Here is a 16,765-nt window from a genome sequence, read left to right as displayed (position 1 = left end):
TTTTCTGGGAGCTCCTTATGAGTACGACTTTGGCTATTGATTTTGGGACGAGTAATTCTTTGGTGGGGGCTTATCATCAAGGGAAAGTGATTGGGGCGTTGCCAGTCGATCCGAAGGCCAGTGATCCTACGTTGATGCGGACTTTGCTTTATTTTCCTCATGCGGATCAGTGTTTTTATGGGTCCGAAGCGATTTCCAATTACATTGAAAATGATATGGAAGGGCGGTTGTTTCGTTCTTTTAAATCGCACTTACCCAATCAAGGTTATCTGGGCACGGTTCTCGACAATCGTATTCTCACTCTGGAAAGTTTAGTGGGCGTGTTTTTACTCGAACTAAAAAAGCGGGCAGAAGCCGCTCTCGGGACGACAGTGGATCGTGCTGTGATCGGGCGACCTGCCAGATACTCGATGGATTCCGTCGCGGATGGTTTTGCGCTTCATCGCATGGAGAAGGCTGCGAAGTTTGCTGGCTTTAAAGAAGTTGAATTTGTTCCAGAACCTTTGGCGGCAGCGTTTGATTACCGCAAAAATCTTAAAGAAGAAAAATTGGTTTTGATCGGCGACTTCGGGGGAGGAACTTCGGATTTCACCTTGATTCGTCTCTCCGAAAAAGACTTTAAGCGCGAAGACGTTTTGGCCATTGATGGTTGTCCGCTTGCGGGCGATGCTTTGGATAGCGTTTTCATGAGTCAGAGGTTGAGTGATTATTTTGGTGCAAAGTCTCGTTATCGGCTGCCGATGGGAAGCAATGTTCTGTCAATGCCTCCCGCTGTCACGCAACGACTGAATCATCCTGCTCATATCGTGCACTTAAAAGAAAAAGAGACTTACGAATTTATCCGCGAAGTTCGCAAATGTTCTCTCACGCAAAAAGATAAAGATGCTTTAGATCGTTTGTTCATCTTAATCGAAGACCAACAAATCTTTCCGTTCTTTGAATCAATAGAGAAAACCAAGCGCGCGTTATCGGGACAAGCCGAATCTGATTTTTCATTTGATTATCCGGGTGTCGAGATCCATGAGAAGTTTTCAGTGAGTCAATTCATCGAGTGGGCAATGCAAACGAAAGAAAAAATCTTTGCTTCTCTTGATGCATGTTTGGCCTCTGCGAACGTTCAACCAGAACAGGTGGATCTTGTTTGTTTGACGGGAGGAACGGGACAAGTTCCGTTCATTCGCCAGGAGTTCGAAAAACGATTTGGCAAAGAGCGCTTGCAAACGCAGTCACATTTCCATTCGGTGTTGTCAGGTTTGGTTGAATATATTCCAGCAGCACTTGGTAAATAACTTAGCCATACAAATAATTACTTGTATATCTGCAACGACACTCGTGCTTTCGTCGCAGAGTAATTTTGCCAATTCTTTTTTTGCACGCTGCTCTCTTTGTATGCTTGCAGATTTCATCTAAAAAAGGTCACCTTCGCATCAATCGCTGCCATTCTGTCTCCTCTGATTTCAACACAACCATAAGGAGGAAATATGTTGGTAAAAAATTTTTTGCTAGGCGCGATACTACTCGGCGCGATCCAAGCGTGGGCTTATCCGAAAGTAGGAGACAAAGCCGAGTGGGCCGGCACCATCGTATCGGGGGATGGGACTTCCGTTGCTGTGAAAGTCACCAAAGAAGTCATGAGCTTCAACGAGACCACGAAAAAGTGGACGGTGAAGGAAGAAAAAACTATTGGTGATAAAATGGAAACTGAGACGAATGAGGTTTCAAGACTTTATAGTTCTGAGGACTACACGAAAGTGATCGCGATGTGTGAATCCAAAGGTGGCAAGCTAGAAAGCATCACGGTTCCAGCTGGTACATATAATACGTGCTCATACACGAAATCAGACAAGGGCAAAGACGACGACGAAACAGTAACAAAATGGATCGGTGACGTTCCATTCGCAATTGTTAAAAAAGTTAAAGACGATAAAGAGGATAAAGAAGTCACAACTCTCGAGCTACAATCAGTAACTCTAGGACAGTAAGGACTTCGTCTCAAAATTTTTCGTTTCAGAAAAAGCACGCCGTCACTGGAGACTAGACGGCGTGTCTCATGTATCGAGACGGAGCATTTTTCGTATCTGTATATCATAGATAAAGTGTTCGATATTTACGGCATAATTCGAATCCCTTAATCTGGATTCATGAATCAACGCCGGGACTTTTTGAAAAATAGATTCAAAGCGCTTCTGTGTCGACTGCAAACAGATGCGGAATTTAAGAACCACCTCGAGTCTGAATATCAGTCTCTCGAGAGCGATAATCAGTTTTCTCGTCGTGATTTGATCAAGATCTGCGCCTCGGTCGCAGGACTCGTTGCTGCAAACACTTTCGTGACTCCGCAAAGTGCGCTTGGTTTTATTCGTGCTCGTATCATGCGTCGCAAAGTCGCGAATCTTCCGCCCGGCCTTTATAGCTGGGGAGTAAATACTTACGGACAATTGGGACATGGAAATCTTTCTTCGCAAATTTCGCCGAAACTTGTGGGAACTTCGACGACTTCATGGAGTGCCATTGAAACCTTTGTCGGCAGTCCCAGTTTTCTCGCCAGAAAAGATGACGGCACTCTTTGGGTCGCAGGCCAAGATCAAGGATCGCTTGGAACGGACCTTTCTGTTTTTGCCGAAACGCCCGTGCAAATTCTGGATGGGACTTTTCAAAAATACACCGCTCTTGATGCAAGCTGGGACAGCGTTCATGTGGCCCTTCGTTCTGACAACACGATTTGGGTGTGGGGCGAAGGGGATTATGAAAATCCTAACTATGGTGCAACGAGTTCTCCCGTGCAACAACCCGGAACAACTTGGGTTGATATCTTCCGCGGTGGTCGCTCGATCGGTGCTACCAAAAGTGACGGCACTCTGTGGGTATGGGGTCGCAATACCTATGGCGGTTTAGGAACGAATAACACCGTCAGCACCTCAAGTCCCGTTCAGATTTTGGGTGTCGGACCGTGGAAAAACTTGCTCATCAATGGCGACAATCTAACACCGAACTACGCTTTAAAAACTGACGGATCGCTTTATGCTTGGGGATATATGATCGATGCGGCTTGGCCCAACGATCACGTGACAAGTCCCACTCTTGTTGGCGGAGGCTTGACGTGGTCGCAAGTCGCGTCAACCTACGCGGGCACAGTTGCTTTGACGACGACGGGGAAACTCTATGGCGCCGGGAATAACGCCAACGCGCAGCTGGGTCTCGGCGATACGAATTCTCGCTCGGTGTTCACGCAAATTGGAAGTGATTCAGATTGGACTTCGATTTCTTCATTTTGTGAAGCCAATGTGATGTTAGCGCTAAAAAGTAATAAAACTCTGTGGGCGTGGGGCGGTTCAAGCTCCTATGCAAGCGGTCTGGGCACGACTTTAACAATATCGACGCCCGTGCAAGTCGGCACAGATTCTGATTGGGCTACTGTTGCCGTGGGATACGGGCATGCACTGGGTGTAAAAACGGATGGTTCTCTTTGGTCGTGGGGATCTAACAACTACGGACAACTAGGGCAAGGGGACTTGATAACTCGCTCGACTCCGGTGCGCGTGGGAACTCTGACGACGTGGAGCAAAGTCTTTGCAGGCTCGAGTTGTTCTTTTGCGATAAAAATAGACGGCACGTTGTGGACGATGGGCTCAAATTTATCCGGACAACTTGGTACCAATGCTTCTTCGACACCTGTGCAGTACGGAACAGGTACAACTTGGAAGTCGGTCACATGCGGATACGCGACTGCTTATCTGCAGGATACGGCAGGAAATGTTTATTTCTCTGGAACAAACGGCGGTTACCAACTCTCAGGTAGTGCGAGTCTGACGAATATAAGCTATGCAAATTTTCAACTCGCAGGAAATCAAAACTGGAATTCAATTGGCGTCACCGGAAAAAAGAGTCTCGATTCCACAGTGCTTGCAACAAAACCGGATGGAACTTTGTGGGTGTGGGGGCGCAACGATGTGAATCTGTCTGGTCGAGACGACAACGCCAGTTACTCAACGCCTGTGCAGATAGGGACGGGCACAACGTGGTCAAAGGCATTTAGTATTCTCGGATTAAGTTTCGCAATAAAAACCGATGGCAGTCTCTGGGCTTGGGGTATTTCAAACTATGGAGGTCTCGGTCTTGGAAAAACGTCGGTGAACCTGTCTCCTGTTCTGGCTTCTGCTGCGGGAACGTGGCAGTCGATCTATCAATCGAGCAGAAACTTGCCGGTCTATTTTGGAATTAAACCAAACGGAACATTGTGGGCGTGGGGGAATGGAGAAAATCCTACGGCCGTCCTTCCGACGACAGTACTAAAAGATCGTATTAGTCCCGTTCAAATAGGAACGGATACGACATGGTCAAAACTTTTTCTCTCAGTTAACTCCGCTGCAACTGTTTTTGCTCAGAAGACCGACGGCAGTCTCTGGGTGTGGGCTTATAATGTCGACGGTCGTGCTGGCGTGGGAGTTGTGGGCAATCTTTCAAGTCCTGTTCAAGTCGGCTCTGCAACTGATTGGGCTCACGTCGCAAATCAACAAGGCTCTTACTTTATCAAAAATGATGGAAGGATTTATTTTGCTGGTACCAATACGGCGTTCATTCCGAATGTCTTAAACGGCACGCAGATCTCGACGATGATTCAACTTGGCTCTGCGGTGAACTGGGCCACGATCGAAGCTCCGTACAATTCACAATTTTATACACCATCACTCGTGGGACTTGATAAATCAGGCATCATTCGAGTGTGGGGTCGCAATCGATACACGGCTCCTCAACGAATTCTTTCAACTCCAGTGCAGTTGGGATCAGGCACACAGTGGAGCAAAGCTGTCATCGGTGCCAACGTCGGACTTGGAATTAAAACCGACGGCACACTTTGGTCGTGGGGAAGTAACGGATATAACTCGGAGGGAACTTTTATTGGCGGTTTGGGGATCGGTGGTTATCCAAGTTCCATTTCTCCTCGACAAATTGGCAGCAGCACTTGGAGTGACATTGCATCTGCTCCGAAGAGCCAATTGGCCATTCGCTCTGATGGAACGTTGTGGGGATGGGGCGAGCGTGTTGGATCTTCGAGTGTTTATTTTTCGTCGCCAATACAGGTCGGTGCACAAACAACATGGGCGCAAGTTGTGCTTGGAGGACCTACATTTTCTGCCTCCGCTGCCGCGATTCAAACTGATGGCAGCTTGTGGACCTGGGGCAACGGAACTGCAGGAATCACAGCGCAAGGAATCACGGCCAGTCGATCAAGCCCCATCAGAGTTGGAGTCACGACGTGGATGAAAGTAGCTATGAGTGACGGACATCTTTTGGCGGTGAGATCAGATGGAACTTTGTGGGCTTCTGGAAAAAATAATAAATATCAGGTCATCGGCAACGGCGGAATCGATGTCTCCACTCTTGTGCAAGTCGGCAGTGACACCGATTGGGCCGATGTCGCAGCAGATACCGAAAACTCGATGGCCATGAAAACAAACGGCACTGTTTGGACTTGGGGGAATTTTACTGCGACTCCAACAAAAGTGGGAACCAACACCGGCTGGCTCACACTGGCCGGCGGCCTCTCAAAATTTGTTATCCGAAAAACATAAGAAAGCGAACCAGAGGCATCATCAGATTTTCTTTCTGATGCGGAGTACTCCAAAAAGGTACGGCGTACCTCTTGAAAAATTGGGCGGCGCGATGTAAACCGTGATCATGAGTGAAAAGACAAAGATCCGCTTTACCGTGGCCTATGATGGGACCGGGTTTTGTGGATGGCAGAAACAAAAACAAGAAGGACAGATTTCCGTAGCCCACGTTGTGGAACAAGCTCTGGAAAAAGTCTTTAATGAGAAGATCACTCTCTTTGCTTCCGGCCGTACCGATGCCGGGGTCCACGCTCTCAACCAAGTCTGCCACTTTTCTACGCATCGCAAGATCGATCCGGCTAAAAAATGGGACCTGTGCTGGGCCCTGAATTCTCAGCTGCCGCCGTCGATTGTGGCTAAAAAAGCGTGGATTGCTCCAGAAGACTTCCATGCGACTTTGTCGGCCACTCACAAAACGTATCGTTATTTAATTGTGAACCGTCCGCGCCCGAGCGCCCATTTAAACCGTTATGCGGAATGGGTGAGAAAGCCTCTGAATATCGAGCATCTTCAGGAAAGTTCAAAATTTCTCTTGGGAAAACACGATTTTAAGAGCTTTCAGTCGGTCGGAACCCCGATCCTGACAACGGTTCGCGAGATCTATCAAGCCGACTGGGAGTGGCGCCGTCCTGACGTTCTCCAATTTACGATCACGGGGAGTGGTTTTCTGAAGCAGATGGTTCGCAATATCGTGGGCACATCGCTGATGCTTGAGCAAAAAGGCATGAACCCCGTGAAAATGCAGGAGATTTTACAGGCTGAAGACCGCAAAAAAGCCGGTCCTTCGGCTCCTGCGCAGGGCCTGTATTTGATGAGAGTTTTCTATCCTCAGGACCTTGACAATAGGTGCCTAGAACTTTAAAACATCCCTTCCCGCAAAATAGTGTAAGAGCCCGTTGTTAAACTCAAACATTTTTTGCCGAGCATGCAGACGGTAAAACTGACATGTTCAAGAACATTGGAGACCCTAAATGAAAACTTTTAATGCTAAAGCAGATGAAGTTGAAAGAAAATGGTGGATCGTTGATGCTGCTGACCAAAAGGTCGGTCGTGTTGCGACTCACGTTGCGAACATCCTTCGTGGTAAAAACAAAGCCATCTACACTCCGAACGTAGATACTGGTGACTTCGTCATCGTTATCAACACGGACAAAATGGAACTTTCAGGAACTAAGTGGGAAGACAAAAAGTACTTCCGTCACTCTCGTTTCTTTGGTTCTTTGAAAGAGATGACTGCAGCTCAAGCAAAAATGAAAGATTCAACTTTCATCATGCACGAAGCTGTGCGCGGCATGCTTCCTACAAACAAGCTATCTCGCCAAGTTATCATGAAATTGAAGACATTCACTGGTGCTGAGCACACACACGCTGCTCAAAAGCCACAACTTTTCACTCTTCCTTCTAAGAAGTAATTGGAGATAGACAATGGCTGCAGCAGATAAATTCTACTACGCAACTGGAAGAAGAAAAACGAGCTCTGCGCGCGTTTTCTTGAAACCTGGTAAAGGCACAATCACTATCAATGGTAAGAAAGCAGACGACTATTTGTCTCGTATGCAATCTCGCATGGTGATCTTGCAACCGCTTGAGCTTTTGAACCAAACTGGCAAATTCGACGCAAAAATCACTGTAGCAGGTGGTGGTGAGTCTGGCCAAGCTGGTGCTATCCGTTTGGGTATCACTCGCGCGTTGATCGCATTCAACGAAGAATTCAAAGGCACTCTTAAAAAGGCTGGCTTTGTTACGCGTGACCCTCGTATGGTTGAGCGTAAGAAATACGGTAAAGCAGGTGCACGCCGTAGATTCCAATACTCTAAACGTTAATTCGCTGTTCCCACGAGGAACTACGAACAACGCGAGTTGGATCGAGAAAGGGAGCTGTTTCAGCTCCCTTTTTTTATTTGTTTCGGACTCCTCTATTTTATTTCTGATTTAACTCCGCTCACTTTTCTAGAGCCGTTTGAGGGCTCGAATTAACCTTATCAAATTGTAATTCTACCTTCATTGAAACCGCGATTAAGCGGTGCTAATTGCTAATTAACAGCGACCTCGGGACTTTCGGAACGTCATTGCAAAAATCGGTAAGTTGAACCCCTCTTAAGTCGGGCCGATGCTGCCGATAAATAACTTAGAAGCAAAAACGCTTCTATAAACGTGGACGTAGTTAATGAAAAAAGGCTTTTGCATCATCACTATTATGCTTGTGCTTTTGACTGACCTTGCTCATGCAAACAAGGTTGCCGCTGTACAAACTATCATTCGCAAAGAATGTGGTAAGCTGGTAAGTCCCGAAGAAGCTCAGTATTGGGTTCGAGCTTTGTTCCTTAGCTGTATTCCAAATACCGATGTGAAGATTGAAGAGCAATGCACGCTCAAGTGTTTGAAAACCGATTACGTAAATCGTCCTTGATAAAAAACAGTCAATAACCTGGACTAGAATTACCACATAATACATTGGTTAGAAGGAAAGGCTCGTATTTTTATGAGCCTTTCGTCTTGAAATTAAAGACTTACGTCCAGAAGAAATCTGTTAATTGGAAGGGTCTGTCAAGATTCATTGACTGAATGTGAGAATCCTCGAAATCATGATCGAACCAACGCTCATGGAGGATGTGCATGAAAAATATCATCATGGTGGCCGCAATATTGCCTATCATGCTTACCGGAAAGATGGCTTTTGCCGGTAAAGTCGAAGATGTTCAATCGGAAGTAAAAAAAGCCTGCGGAAAAGATCTCTCAAAAGACGACGCTCTTAAACAAGTTAAAAGCTTGTTCCTGTCTTGCGTTCCTGGCGACAAAGTCGACGTGGATGGATGCAAAGTAAGCTGCCTCAAATCAAACTCTGGTGCCGTTGTCGGACAATAGGGAGAAACACAATGTTAAAACAATTATCTAAAATCGCTTTGATTACCTCAATGGTTCCAATGATGGCTCAAGCTCAAAACATGTCTCTCGAAGACCGTGTTGCTGAGTTAGAAGCAAACCAAGCTTTGAATGTTTTTAAATTTAGCGGTTATCTGAACACACGCTATGACGATGTAGATGCTGAACAAACGACTCCTGTAACTGGAGCTTTTAAAGGTCACACTCAACATCTTCGTTTGCGTTCAGGTATTAATATTAACGCTGACGTGTCGAAAAAAATCAGTTTCTACTCGACTTTGACGGCTTCAAAGTACTTCAACACCTGGGCCGTTCAGCCAAGTGGTGTGGGAACTGCGCCATCATATTTAACGGACCCATCTGACTCTCGTGCGGAGCTTGGGCCTCAAATTTACTTGGAGAAAGCATACGCGGATTACCGTTTTGCTGAGCAGTTTACGTTCTCGTTTGGTCGTTTGCCAACAATGGACGGTCCTCCAAGTCATCTTCCTCTTGGAAAAGCTAGAATGGGTACTTATCCTTCTATGGGCTACAACGCTCCATTTGATGGTATCGCATTCTCTTACAATCTTCCGATTGATGCAGACCAAAGTTTTTCCGCCCGTATCCTTTATACTCCGATGTCATACTATACATCGAGCACGGGTAAAATTGGTGGCGCAGGAAATCTTGGCAATGTGACAATCGCAGGCAGCAAAATTAACAGTTTGTCTGACTTTACTTCTTTGATGCTTGAATACAACCTTGCGAACACGTCAGTCGCGAATAAAATCAGCATTCTAGCGATGGCTTATCAAACGGGCGACCTTCCAATTGATGGTTCTTTATTCAATGCGGGTGGTGGTGCTGGTGCTGGCTTGGTTAATTTCAAAGTTGGCGGTCAAGTTATCGTGGCAGAATTGAATCAAATCATGGATTCTGGATTTGATTTGGCTGTGACTTTCTTGAACACAAAAGTTGAAAACAGCGGAACTATCACTGTTCCTGGTTTGGGTTCTATCTACGGTTTTGGTGCTTCATCTGAAGGCGAATCGCTGACTGGTAACTCGACTTTGGTTTCAGCTCGATACAAATGGTCTGATTTGTTCATCGGTGCTGAGTACTTGGCGGGTGGTAAGAACGTATTTAACTACGACCCAGCAACAGAAGTTGTGAATGGTTTCTACAGCACTCCTGGTACTGGTACTCATGCTTATGCGCTTTACAAGCTCACTCCTGAATTAGGATGGCGCTTGGGCTATATGAAGCAAGAGTATAAAAACACTCCGTTCAGTTTTGGCGCGAGTTCGGACACAGATCGTGAAATCACGACATACTACACGGATTTACGTTTGGACTTCTAATCGGGTCAGTTTTCGTTTCCTGATCTGAAAAGACAAAGCCCTGGGAAACCAGGGCTTTTTTTATTTCGAACAATATGTCTAAGTGAAATTACTTTGTTTGGCAGTCTAGTGGGTAGATGTTGCCTTTTGCAGCCAAGAAGCCAGAGAACTTACCAGCAGATTCAAGACTCAAAGCTAGGAAGCCTGTGTTTGTGATAACGCCATCAACTTGGTTTGATTTCTCAGTCAAAGCCAAGATGTTCAAGAAACCATTTTGAAGTTGTTGCGCAACCGTGCCTTTATCCATTTGCGAGAAGAACGTCGAAGCACCAGACTTCTCATTCAAATAAACAGCAACGAAATCAACTGATTCATCGTCTGCTTGGTCGACTTTCAAAGTGACAGAGTTTGTTGCAGAAGGAACAACACATTTAACAATTGTTGTATCTGCGAATGCAGAAGAGCCAACAAGAAGCATAGCTGCTACCAATAGATTTTTCATAGAATCTCCTTTTACGGTTTTTTGACCAGGTGACGCTATGTCACCCTTTTGGGTGATGCAAAGAAAATGCGATGCAAAATGATGACTTTGGGGCATCCTCGTTGGACGCGTGGGCAAAAGTTCACCACTAGTAAAAGGTCCGAAGGAAATTTCTTGTAAGACGACAGGGGTAAGGAAGTTGTCTATCCTTTAAGAGTGAAGAAGAAGCTGACATTTGGGCATTTGTTTTTACTAAACCAGATAGTACTGGCGCTTGTTGTACTCACCATCATTGGTGTCTACGGAGCGTATTTGGCCCATCTTGAACAGCGTGCGATTCGTGACCGTCTTGAACCTGTTTTGAATCGTGAAGTCGATCGCCTGAATCACGACATTTCAAGCCTTGAAGGCAATGTTCAAAAACTCAAAAGCTTGGTCGATCTGTTTGAAGTGATTCCCGCGCATGAGCGCTTGCAACGCTTTAAAGAATTCACCTCTGCGACAATTGCTCCGCACACAACTCAGTTCAATGCCTTTTTTGCTCTAGGTCCTCGTTTGGCAAAAAAATATTTTAATCGCGAGTCGTTCATTCAAGTTGTGCATCGTGATTATTCTTTGTTTGCCAATGCCGCTTTCAATGATCCGAGTACTTTCGTCTCTGAACAATTCCTCACTCCAGGTTATGACAAAGACCCTGAGATGTTGTGGTGGGCGATGAATGAAGGTCGTCCCGGCGTAAATTTCTCTAACTTTTATTTCGATAAAGGTTATATCGAAAAAATCATGTTCACGACGGCGATGGGAATTTATCGGGAAAACAAACTAGAAGCTGTCGTCGGTATCGATACTTTGAGTGGCGATATTGCACATCGTTTGGGACTGGTGCGTTTAGGTGACACCGGCGGAGTATTGGTAGTCGATGAACATGGTCGTCCTGTATTGCCGTTGCTGGCGAAGGATTCTGCATTGATAGGATATCGTCACTTGCGGGCTTTCACGCGCGATGAGTTTCAAGCGCTTCCAAAATTGTCAGAGAAAATCTTCAACGTTCAAGGTCAACGTATTCAAGAATTCCTGGGTGCCGACGGTAAGACCTATATCAGTTTTGCGAAGCCTATCCGCGGTCGTCCTTGGCATCTTGTGATCTACCAAGAGAAAAACGAAGCTTACACCAATCTTTACTTCCGCCTGTTCATTTTTATCCTGTTGGCTTTTGTTGCGTATATCTTGATGACCTTGATGAACTGGTTCACCGGAAATTATGTGATGGCCCACGACCGACAGGCGATGAATGATCTTTTGGAATCACGTGATCGCGCCGAAGCGGCGACCAAGGCAAAGTCCTTATTTTTGTCGACCATGAGTCATGAAATTCGCACGCCATTGAATGCGATGTTAGGTTCTTCGGAGTTGATGGCGGAGACCGAACTCAATCCGGAACAGCAATCTTACCTGCGCTCCTTGCAAGAGGCGGGTGAAGTTCTGTTAAGCGTTCTCAATAACATTCTAGACTTTTCGAAAATCGAATCCGGAAAGATGCAATTGGAAAACCGCGAATTCCTTTTGAGTGACTTGGTCGGCGAGATTGAAGCCTTTATCCGCGCACCTTTGCAAAGACGCGGACTTCGTTGGTCATTGCATGTGCCAAATGAGGATCGCCGTGTGATGGGAGATTCTTTCCGCATCAAGCAAGTGCTGATTAATCTTTTAAGTAATGCAATTAAGTTCACGGAAAAAGGATTTGTTGAACTGACCATTCAGCCGCTTAATTCGTCAGGTACGGGTTATGAGAGAATTTATTTTGAGGTCAAAGACACGGGTGTTGGAATTGCCAGAGAAAACCTGCGTTGGATCTTTGATGAGTTTAAGCAAGAAGACTCCTCCGTCACTCGTCGCTTCGGTGGGACAGGATTGGGATTAAGTATTTGTCGTCGTATTGTGCAGCTCATGAAAAGTGAACTGCTCGTTGAAAGCCAACAAAGTGCGGGATCTAAATTTTTCTTTGTTCTAGATTTGCCGTCGCAAAAAATCGGCGTTTGGCCGCCAAAGCGAACGGATCCCAATTTCGAAGCCATAATTGAAATGCCCTTGCAGATGGCGGACTTTAACCAAACTGTTTTGATTGTCGATGATATGGAAGAAAATCATGCGCTAATCAAAGCTTACTTAAAACGCATTGAAGGTATCAATGTGGAGTCGGCTTACAACGGCATGGAGTGCTTGGAAAAGTGTGAACTAAAAAGTTACTCAATGATTTTGATGGACGTGCAAATGCCTCGCATGTCTGGTCTTGAGACAATCCGCCGATTGCGCAGCTGGGAAAGCGCTCATGGATTTAAACGCACTCCGATCGTGGTGATCTCGGCTAATAGTTTTACAGAGGACGTGGAAAAGAGCTTAGCCGCAGGCGCGGATGATCACTGCGGAAAGCCTATACGCAAGCAGACGGTTGTGGAGCTGGTTCATAAGTACTGCTTTAGTCGAGAAAGCATTCTTCCCGAGGAAGTGTGACTGCTTTCTTTTAGACAGCGTCTAAATCTTTTCCGCCGAATTACGATATAGAAGTCATAGGGTGGGAATGTTTCTTGCCTCTATTCACATTGATACACCGTAAAACGGGGGATGAACGTGAAGAAAATTGTTGGAATAGTTGGAGTTCTTTGTCTCATTTTGGGATTCCAAAATTGCAGTCAAAGCTCGCTCTCTTCAGAGCCAGAAGCAGGAGCTTCGGGAACGCCAAGCACGAAAGTAGGCGATCTTGAATCTGTGTCATTGGTCGAACTCACTTCAAATGAAGCGTCTCAATGGATTCTCGATGTGGAAAGCGGAGAGCTTCGTTACACGTCAGCGCAAGGACAAGTGTCTGCTCGCCGTTGCCTCAGTGATGATGACAAAGCTGAACTCAAGGCACTTCTTGAGGGAGCTTCCATTTGTAAAAGTGAAGTTCCAGCGGACGCCATCTGCACTATGCAATACAGTCCGGGCTACGCGATTTTAGTTTCTGACAGCGCGGAAAGAACCGCTCTTGGAGAAAAACTCGATGGTTGTGGTCGCGGTGCTATCGAAATTTGCGGAGTGAAAGGAACAGCATTTAAAGCGTTCTTGTCGCATCTTTCAAAAGATATCAACTCAATGAGTTGCGATTAATTTTTAGAGAATCTTTAGCAAGAACATTGGCAATAAAAAAGGCCTCCACATGGAAGGCCTTTTTTATTTTTAGTTTGAGAGCGATTAGACGCCCAACTGCGAGCGAACCTTTGTGAAGGCCGCATTGAGCTGTCCACGGTCCGGAGCTGCACCTTGAGCGAAGTCAGGGCGACCGCCACCTTTACCACCCATAAGCGCTGCAACCTCTTTTAGAAGATCGCCGGCTTTCACATCGCCAGTGAGATCTTTAGAGACGCTCACGATGATAGGGTGAGATTGGTCACCTTGTCCAACCACCACAACAACGCCTGATTGAATTTTATTTTTCAAGTGATCCGTTACTTCAGACAAAACTTGACGGTCATCAAGTGGAAGGTCCGCAAGAACAAGCTTTCCAGCGCCGCCAGATTTAGTTTTAAAGCTTTGTGCTTTTGCTGCTAGGTCATCAACATTCACTTGGCCACCTTGAAGCTTTTTGATTTCTTTTTCCAAGTTTTTCACTTGGTCTTTCATCGCTTCAAGACGATTTGCCAATGTCGCTGTTTCACCTGTTGTTTCCAAATGCTTCAAATAGTGCGGGCTTTTTTGGAAGCCAGCCGCTGCCAAAGCTTCGTCAAAGTGAGCAATGGCGTTCATTGCATAACGAACAGCACCGTCACCTGTGATCGCTTCTACGCGGCGAACACCAGCGCTGACGCCCGCTTCAGAAACGATTTTGAACATGCGGATTTGCGAAGTATTGGTCACATGCGTACCACCGCAAAGCTCTGTCGAGAAATCGCCCATTGTCAAAACACGAACTTGGTCGCCGTATTTCTCACCGAACAAAGCCATCGCGCCTTTGGCGATAGCTTCTTTATGGCTCATGACTTCAGCTTTCACTGGATTTCCAAGAGCAATTTGTTCGTTCACCATGTCTTCGATTTTTTTGATTTCTTCAGATGACAACGGTTTGTTGTGAGTGAAGTCAAAACGAGTTTTTTGTGAATCCACCAACGAGCCCGCCTGAGTCACATGTGTGCCCAAAACTTTGCGTAGAGCAGCGTGAAGCAAGTGAGTCGCGGAGTGATTTGCAGCTGTGTTACGGCGTTCGACTGGATCAACACCTGTTGTAACAGCAGCGCCTGTTTTAAATTCACCGTGCTCAATTTGTACGTGGTGGATGATGACATCGTCGATCTTTGTTGTGTTAACAACGCGAGCGCGGCTTGTGCCTGCCAAGATGTAACCTTGGTCACCGGCTTGACCGCCACCTTCACCATAAAGTGTTGTGCGATCCAGAATGATCAAACCTGTTTCGTCTTGTTTCAACGACGTCACAACTTTGTGACCGTCAGACAAGACTTCGATTTTTGCATCGTCAATGAAAGTGTCATAACCAGTGAAGACAACTTTCTTACCAGCACCAGCATAATCTTTGCCGATTTTGATAATATGTTGTTCATCCGCACCCAAAGCTTTTCCTTTCCAGGATGCTTTTGATTTATTGCGGTTGTCTTCCATTTGCTTTTCAAATTCTTCTTCGTTCACTTCGATGCCTTGTTCATTCGCGATCACGCGAGTGAGGTCAGCAGGGAAGCCGTAAGTATCGTACATGCGGAAAACCAATTCGCCCGAAAGAGTCTTCTGACCTTGAGCTTTGGCCTTTTTCAACTCATCCATCAAGATATGAGTTCCATTGTCCAATGTCGACAAGAAGCGATCTTCTTCGTCACGGATCGTGTTCAAGATATGATCGCGGCGAGTTTTTAATTCAGGATAAATATCGCCCATGCTTTCGATCAATGCTTCGGCCATGCCCGGTAGGAATGATTTATCAGCAGACAGCTTGCGACCATAACGAATCGCACGTCGCATGATACGGCGAAGAACGTAACCACGGCCTTCGTTTGATGGCAAAGCACCGTCTGCGATCAAGAAGCTCGTTGAGCGGCAGTGGTCAGCCAAAACACGAAGAGCTGAAGTGATTTCAGCGGCTGCTGGATTTTTCGCTAGAACTTCTTTGTCCGAGATGTATTGCAAGCCGCCGATTTTGCAAGCCAGATCAATCATTGGTTTAAAGAGATCAGTGTCGTAGTTATTAAACACACCTTGCATAGCCGCGGTCATGCGCTCCAGGCCGCCACCTGTATCGACAGATGGTTTTGGCAATGGAGTCAGCGTGCCGGGTGGATTTTCAAAGTATTGCATGAAAACCAAGTTCCAGATTTCAACGAAGCGATCTTCACCAGCGGCAATGCCTTTGTAAGGATCGTCGATGGTGCCAGCTTTAGGACCGTGATCGTAGAAAATTTCTGTACAAGGACCGCAAGGACCTGTGTCGCCCATTTTCCAGAAGTTGTCTTTGTCGAAGCGGAAGATGCGCTCGCGTGGAATACCTTCTTGGTTGTGCCAGATATCGGCAGCTTCATCGTCGGAGATGTGAACTGTCACATAAAGTTTCTCTTTTGGAATTTTCAAGTCTTTCGTCAAAAATTCCCAAGCAAAGTGAATCGCGTCTTTCTTGAAGTAATCGCCGAAAGAAAAGTTCCCCAACATTTCAAAGAATGTATGGTGACGAGCTGTGAAGCCCACGTTTTCCAAGTCATTGTGCTTACCACCAGCACGCACACACTTTTGCGCGGTAACGGCGCGAGTGTAGTCGCGGTTCTCAAGACCAAGGAAAGTATTTTTAAATTGATTCATACCCGCGTTTGCAAAAAGCAACGTCGGATCATTTTCAGGAATCAAGGAAGAAGAAGCCACATGGGTGTGACCATTTCTTTTGAAATAGTCGATAAAGGCTTTTCTAATCTCAGAGCTTTTCATACAGGACCTTTCTTACAGTCTCGCTATCGAATCCGCGGCTGGCGAGAAGCCGACCCACACGGGCTTGCTCCTCACGGCTGAATTCATAATTTTCATCGTACTTATTTTTGACAATCGTAAGAGCCTTTTCAAGCTCCAAAGCGCGATCGGTCTCAACGGCTGGGAGACCTTTTTCGCGGAGGTAGTTGTTGATGTAAATGATCCCCTTATTTCGACGGTGAAGCATGTCTGCCATGCGATAAGAGAGTTCTTGAGGATCACCTAACCATTTGCTGTCTTTCGCGAACTCGATGGCTTCATCGATCACGTTGTCGGAATCTTCAACTTCAGAGAATTTATCACGAAGTTTTATTCGCAACTCTTGTTCTGAATGATCCCGACGGCTCAAAAGGTCCATAACCTTTCTTTTTGCTAAATTTCGTGGGGAAGATCCGAGCTTTTTTTCTTCAGACATAAGTTATGGTTTTTAGCCTGATTTTCAGAAAAGAACAATGCGACATGACATGAAGCGC

General features: G+C 46.0%; 14 protein-coding genes. 11 read left to right on the top strand and 3 right to left on the bottom strand.

What is annotated here, in order from left to right; all coding sequences use genetic code 11:
- Positions 1-17 precede the first annotated feature (17 nt).
- The 9 genes from ACLWOR_RS04930 to ACLWOR_RS04890 all read left to right on the top strand — a co-directional run bounded on the left by ACLWOR_RS04930 (position 18) and on the right by ACLWOR_RS04890 (position 9,838).
- A complete protein-coding gene (locus ACLWOR_RS04930) occupies positions 18-1,289 on the top strand; it encodes an Hsp70 family protein (RefSeq protein WP_413939564.1) in 1,272 nt (423 codons plus the stop codon).
- A gap of 192 nt (positions 1,290-1,481) precedes the next feature.
- Complete coding sequence (locus tag ACLWOR_RS04925) at positions 1,482-1,982, top strand: hypothetical protein (protein WP_413939563.1); 501 nt, start codon at positions 1,482-1,484, stop codon at positions 1,980-1,982.
- A gap of 159 nt (positions 1,983-2,141) precedes the next feature.
- Positions 2,142-5,573, top strand: coding sequence for an RCC1-like domain-containing protein (locus ACLWOR_RS04920; protein ID WP_413939562.1), 3,432 nt, complete (start codon positions 2,142-2,144; stop codon positions 5,571-5,573).
- 106 nt (positions 5,574-5,679) lie between these two features.
- Positions 5,680-6,474 (top strand): tRNA pseudouridine(38-40) synthase TruA, encoded by a 795-nt coding sequence (truA, locus tag ACLWOR_RS04915; RefSeq protein WP_413939561.1) that lies wholly within the window; start codon positions 5,680-5,682, stop codon positions 6,472-6,474.
- 109 nt (positions 6,475-6,583) lie between these two features.
- The gene (rplM, locus tag ACLWOR_RS04910; RefSeq protein WP_413939560.1) at positions 6,584-7,024 is read left to right on the top strand and encodes a 50S ribosomal protein L13; all 441 of its coding nucleotides are present in this window, start codon (positions 6,584-6,586) and stop codon (positions 7,022-7,024) included.
- Positions 7,025-7,037: 13 nt separating this feature from the next.
- The gene (rpsI, locus tag ACLWOR_RS04905; RefSeq protein WP_413939559.1) at positions 7,038-7,436 is read left to right on the top strand and encodes a 30S ribosomal protein S9; all 399 of its coding nucleotides are present in this window, start codon (positions 7,038-7,040) and stop codon (positions 7,434-7,436) included.
- Between the two features lie 343 nt (positions 7,437-7,779).
- The gene (locus ACLWOR_RS04900) at positions 7,780-8,022 is read left to right on the top strand and encodes a hypothetical protein (RefSeq protein WP_413939558.1); all 243 of its coding nucleotides are present in this window, start codon (positions 7,780-7,782) and stop codon (positions 8,020-8,022) included.
- Between the two features lie 206 nt (positions 8,023-8,228).
- Positions 8,229-8,477, top strand: coding sequence for a hypothetical protein (locus ACLWOR_RS04895; RefSeq protein ID WP_413939557.1), 249 nt, complete (start codon positions 8,229-8,231; stop codon positions 8,475-8,477).
- 11 nt (positions 8,478-8,488) lie between these two features.
- Entirely contained in the window at positions 8,489-9,838 is a 1,350-nt protein-coding gene (locus ACLWOR_RS04890; RefSeq protein WP_413939556.1) for a DUF3373 family protein, read from the top strand.
- An 88-nt stretch (positions 9,839-9,926) separates the two neighbouring features.
- Here ACLWOR_RS04890 and ACLWOR_RS04885 read toward each other — a convergent pair whose 3' ends face one another.
- Positions 9,927-10,319, bottom strand: coding sequence for a hypothetical protein (locus ACLWOR_RS04885; RefSeq protein ID WP_413939555.1), 393 nt, complete (start codon positions 10,317-10,319; stop codon positions 9,927-9,929).
- Positions 10,320-10,514: 195 nt separating this feature from the next.
- Between ACLWOR_RS04885 and ACLWOR_RS04880 the strand changes: the two genes are divergently transcribed.
- Positions 10,515-12,809: an ATP-binding protein gene (locus ACLWOR_RS04880; protein ID WP_413939554.1), complete on the top strand. Its 2,295-nt coding sequence runs from the start codon at positions 10,515-10,517 to the stop codon at positions 12,807-12,809.
- A gap of 117 nt (positions 12,810-12,926) precedes the next feature.
- Positions 12,927-13,445: a hypothetical protein gene (locus ACLWOR_RS04875; protein ID WP_413939553.1), complete on the top strand. Its 519-nt coding sequence runs from the start codon at positions 12,927-12,929 to the stop codon at positions 13,443-13,445.
- An 84-nt stretch (positions 13,446-13,529) separates the two neighbouring features.
- Here ACLWOR_RS04875 and alaS read toward each other — a convergent pair whose 3' ends face one another.
- Positions 13,530-16,253, bottom strand: coding sequence for an alanine--tRNA ligase (gene alaS, locus ACLWOR_RS04870; RefSeq protein WP_413939552.1), 2,724 nt, complete (start codon positions 16,251-16,253; stop codon positions 13,530-13,532).
- Positions 16,240-16,707 (bottom strand): regulatory protein RecX, encoded by a 468-nt coding sequence (locus ACLWOR_RS04865; protein WP_413939551.1) that lies wholly within the window; start codon positions 16,705-16,707, stop codon positions 16,240-16,242. The genes alaS and ACLWOR_RS04865 overlap by 14 nt, the downstream gene beginning before the upstream one ends.
- Positions 16,708-16,765 lie beyond the last annotated feature (58 nt).

Source organism: Bdellovibrio sp. HCB2-146, assembly GCF_047345725.1.
GTDB lineage: Bacteria > Bdellovibrionota > Bdellovibrionia > Bdellovibrionales > Bdellovibrionaceae > Bdellovibrio.
This window is presented reverse-complemented; position numbering and strand designations above follow the sequence as displayed.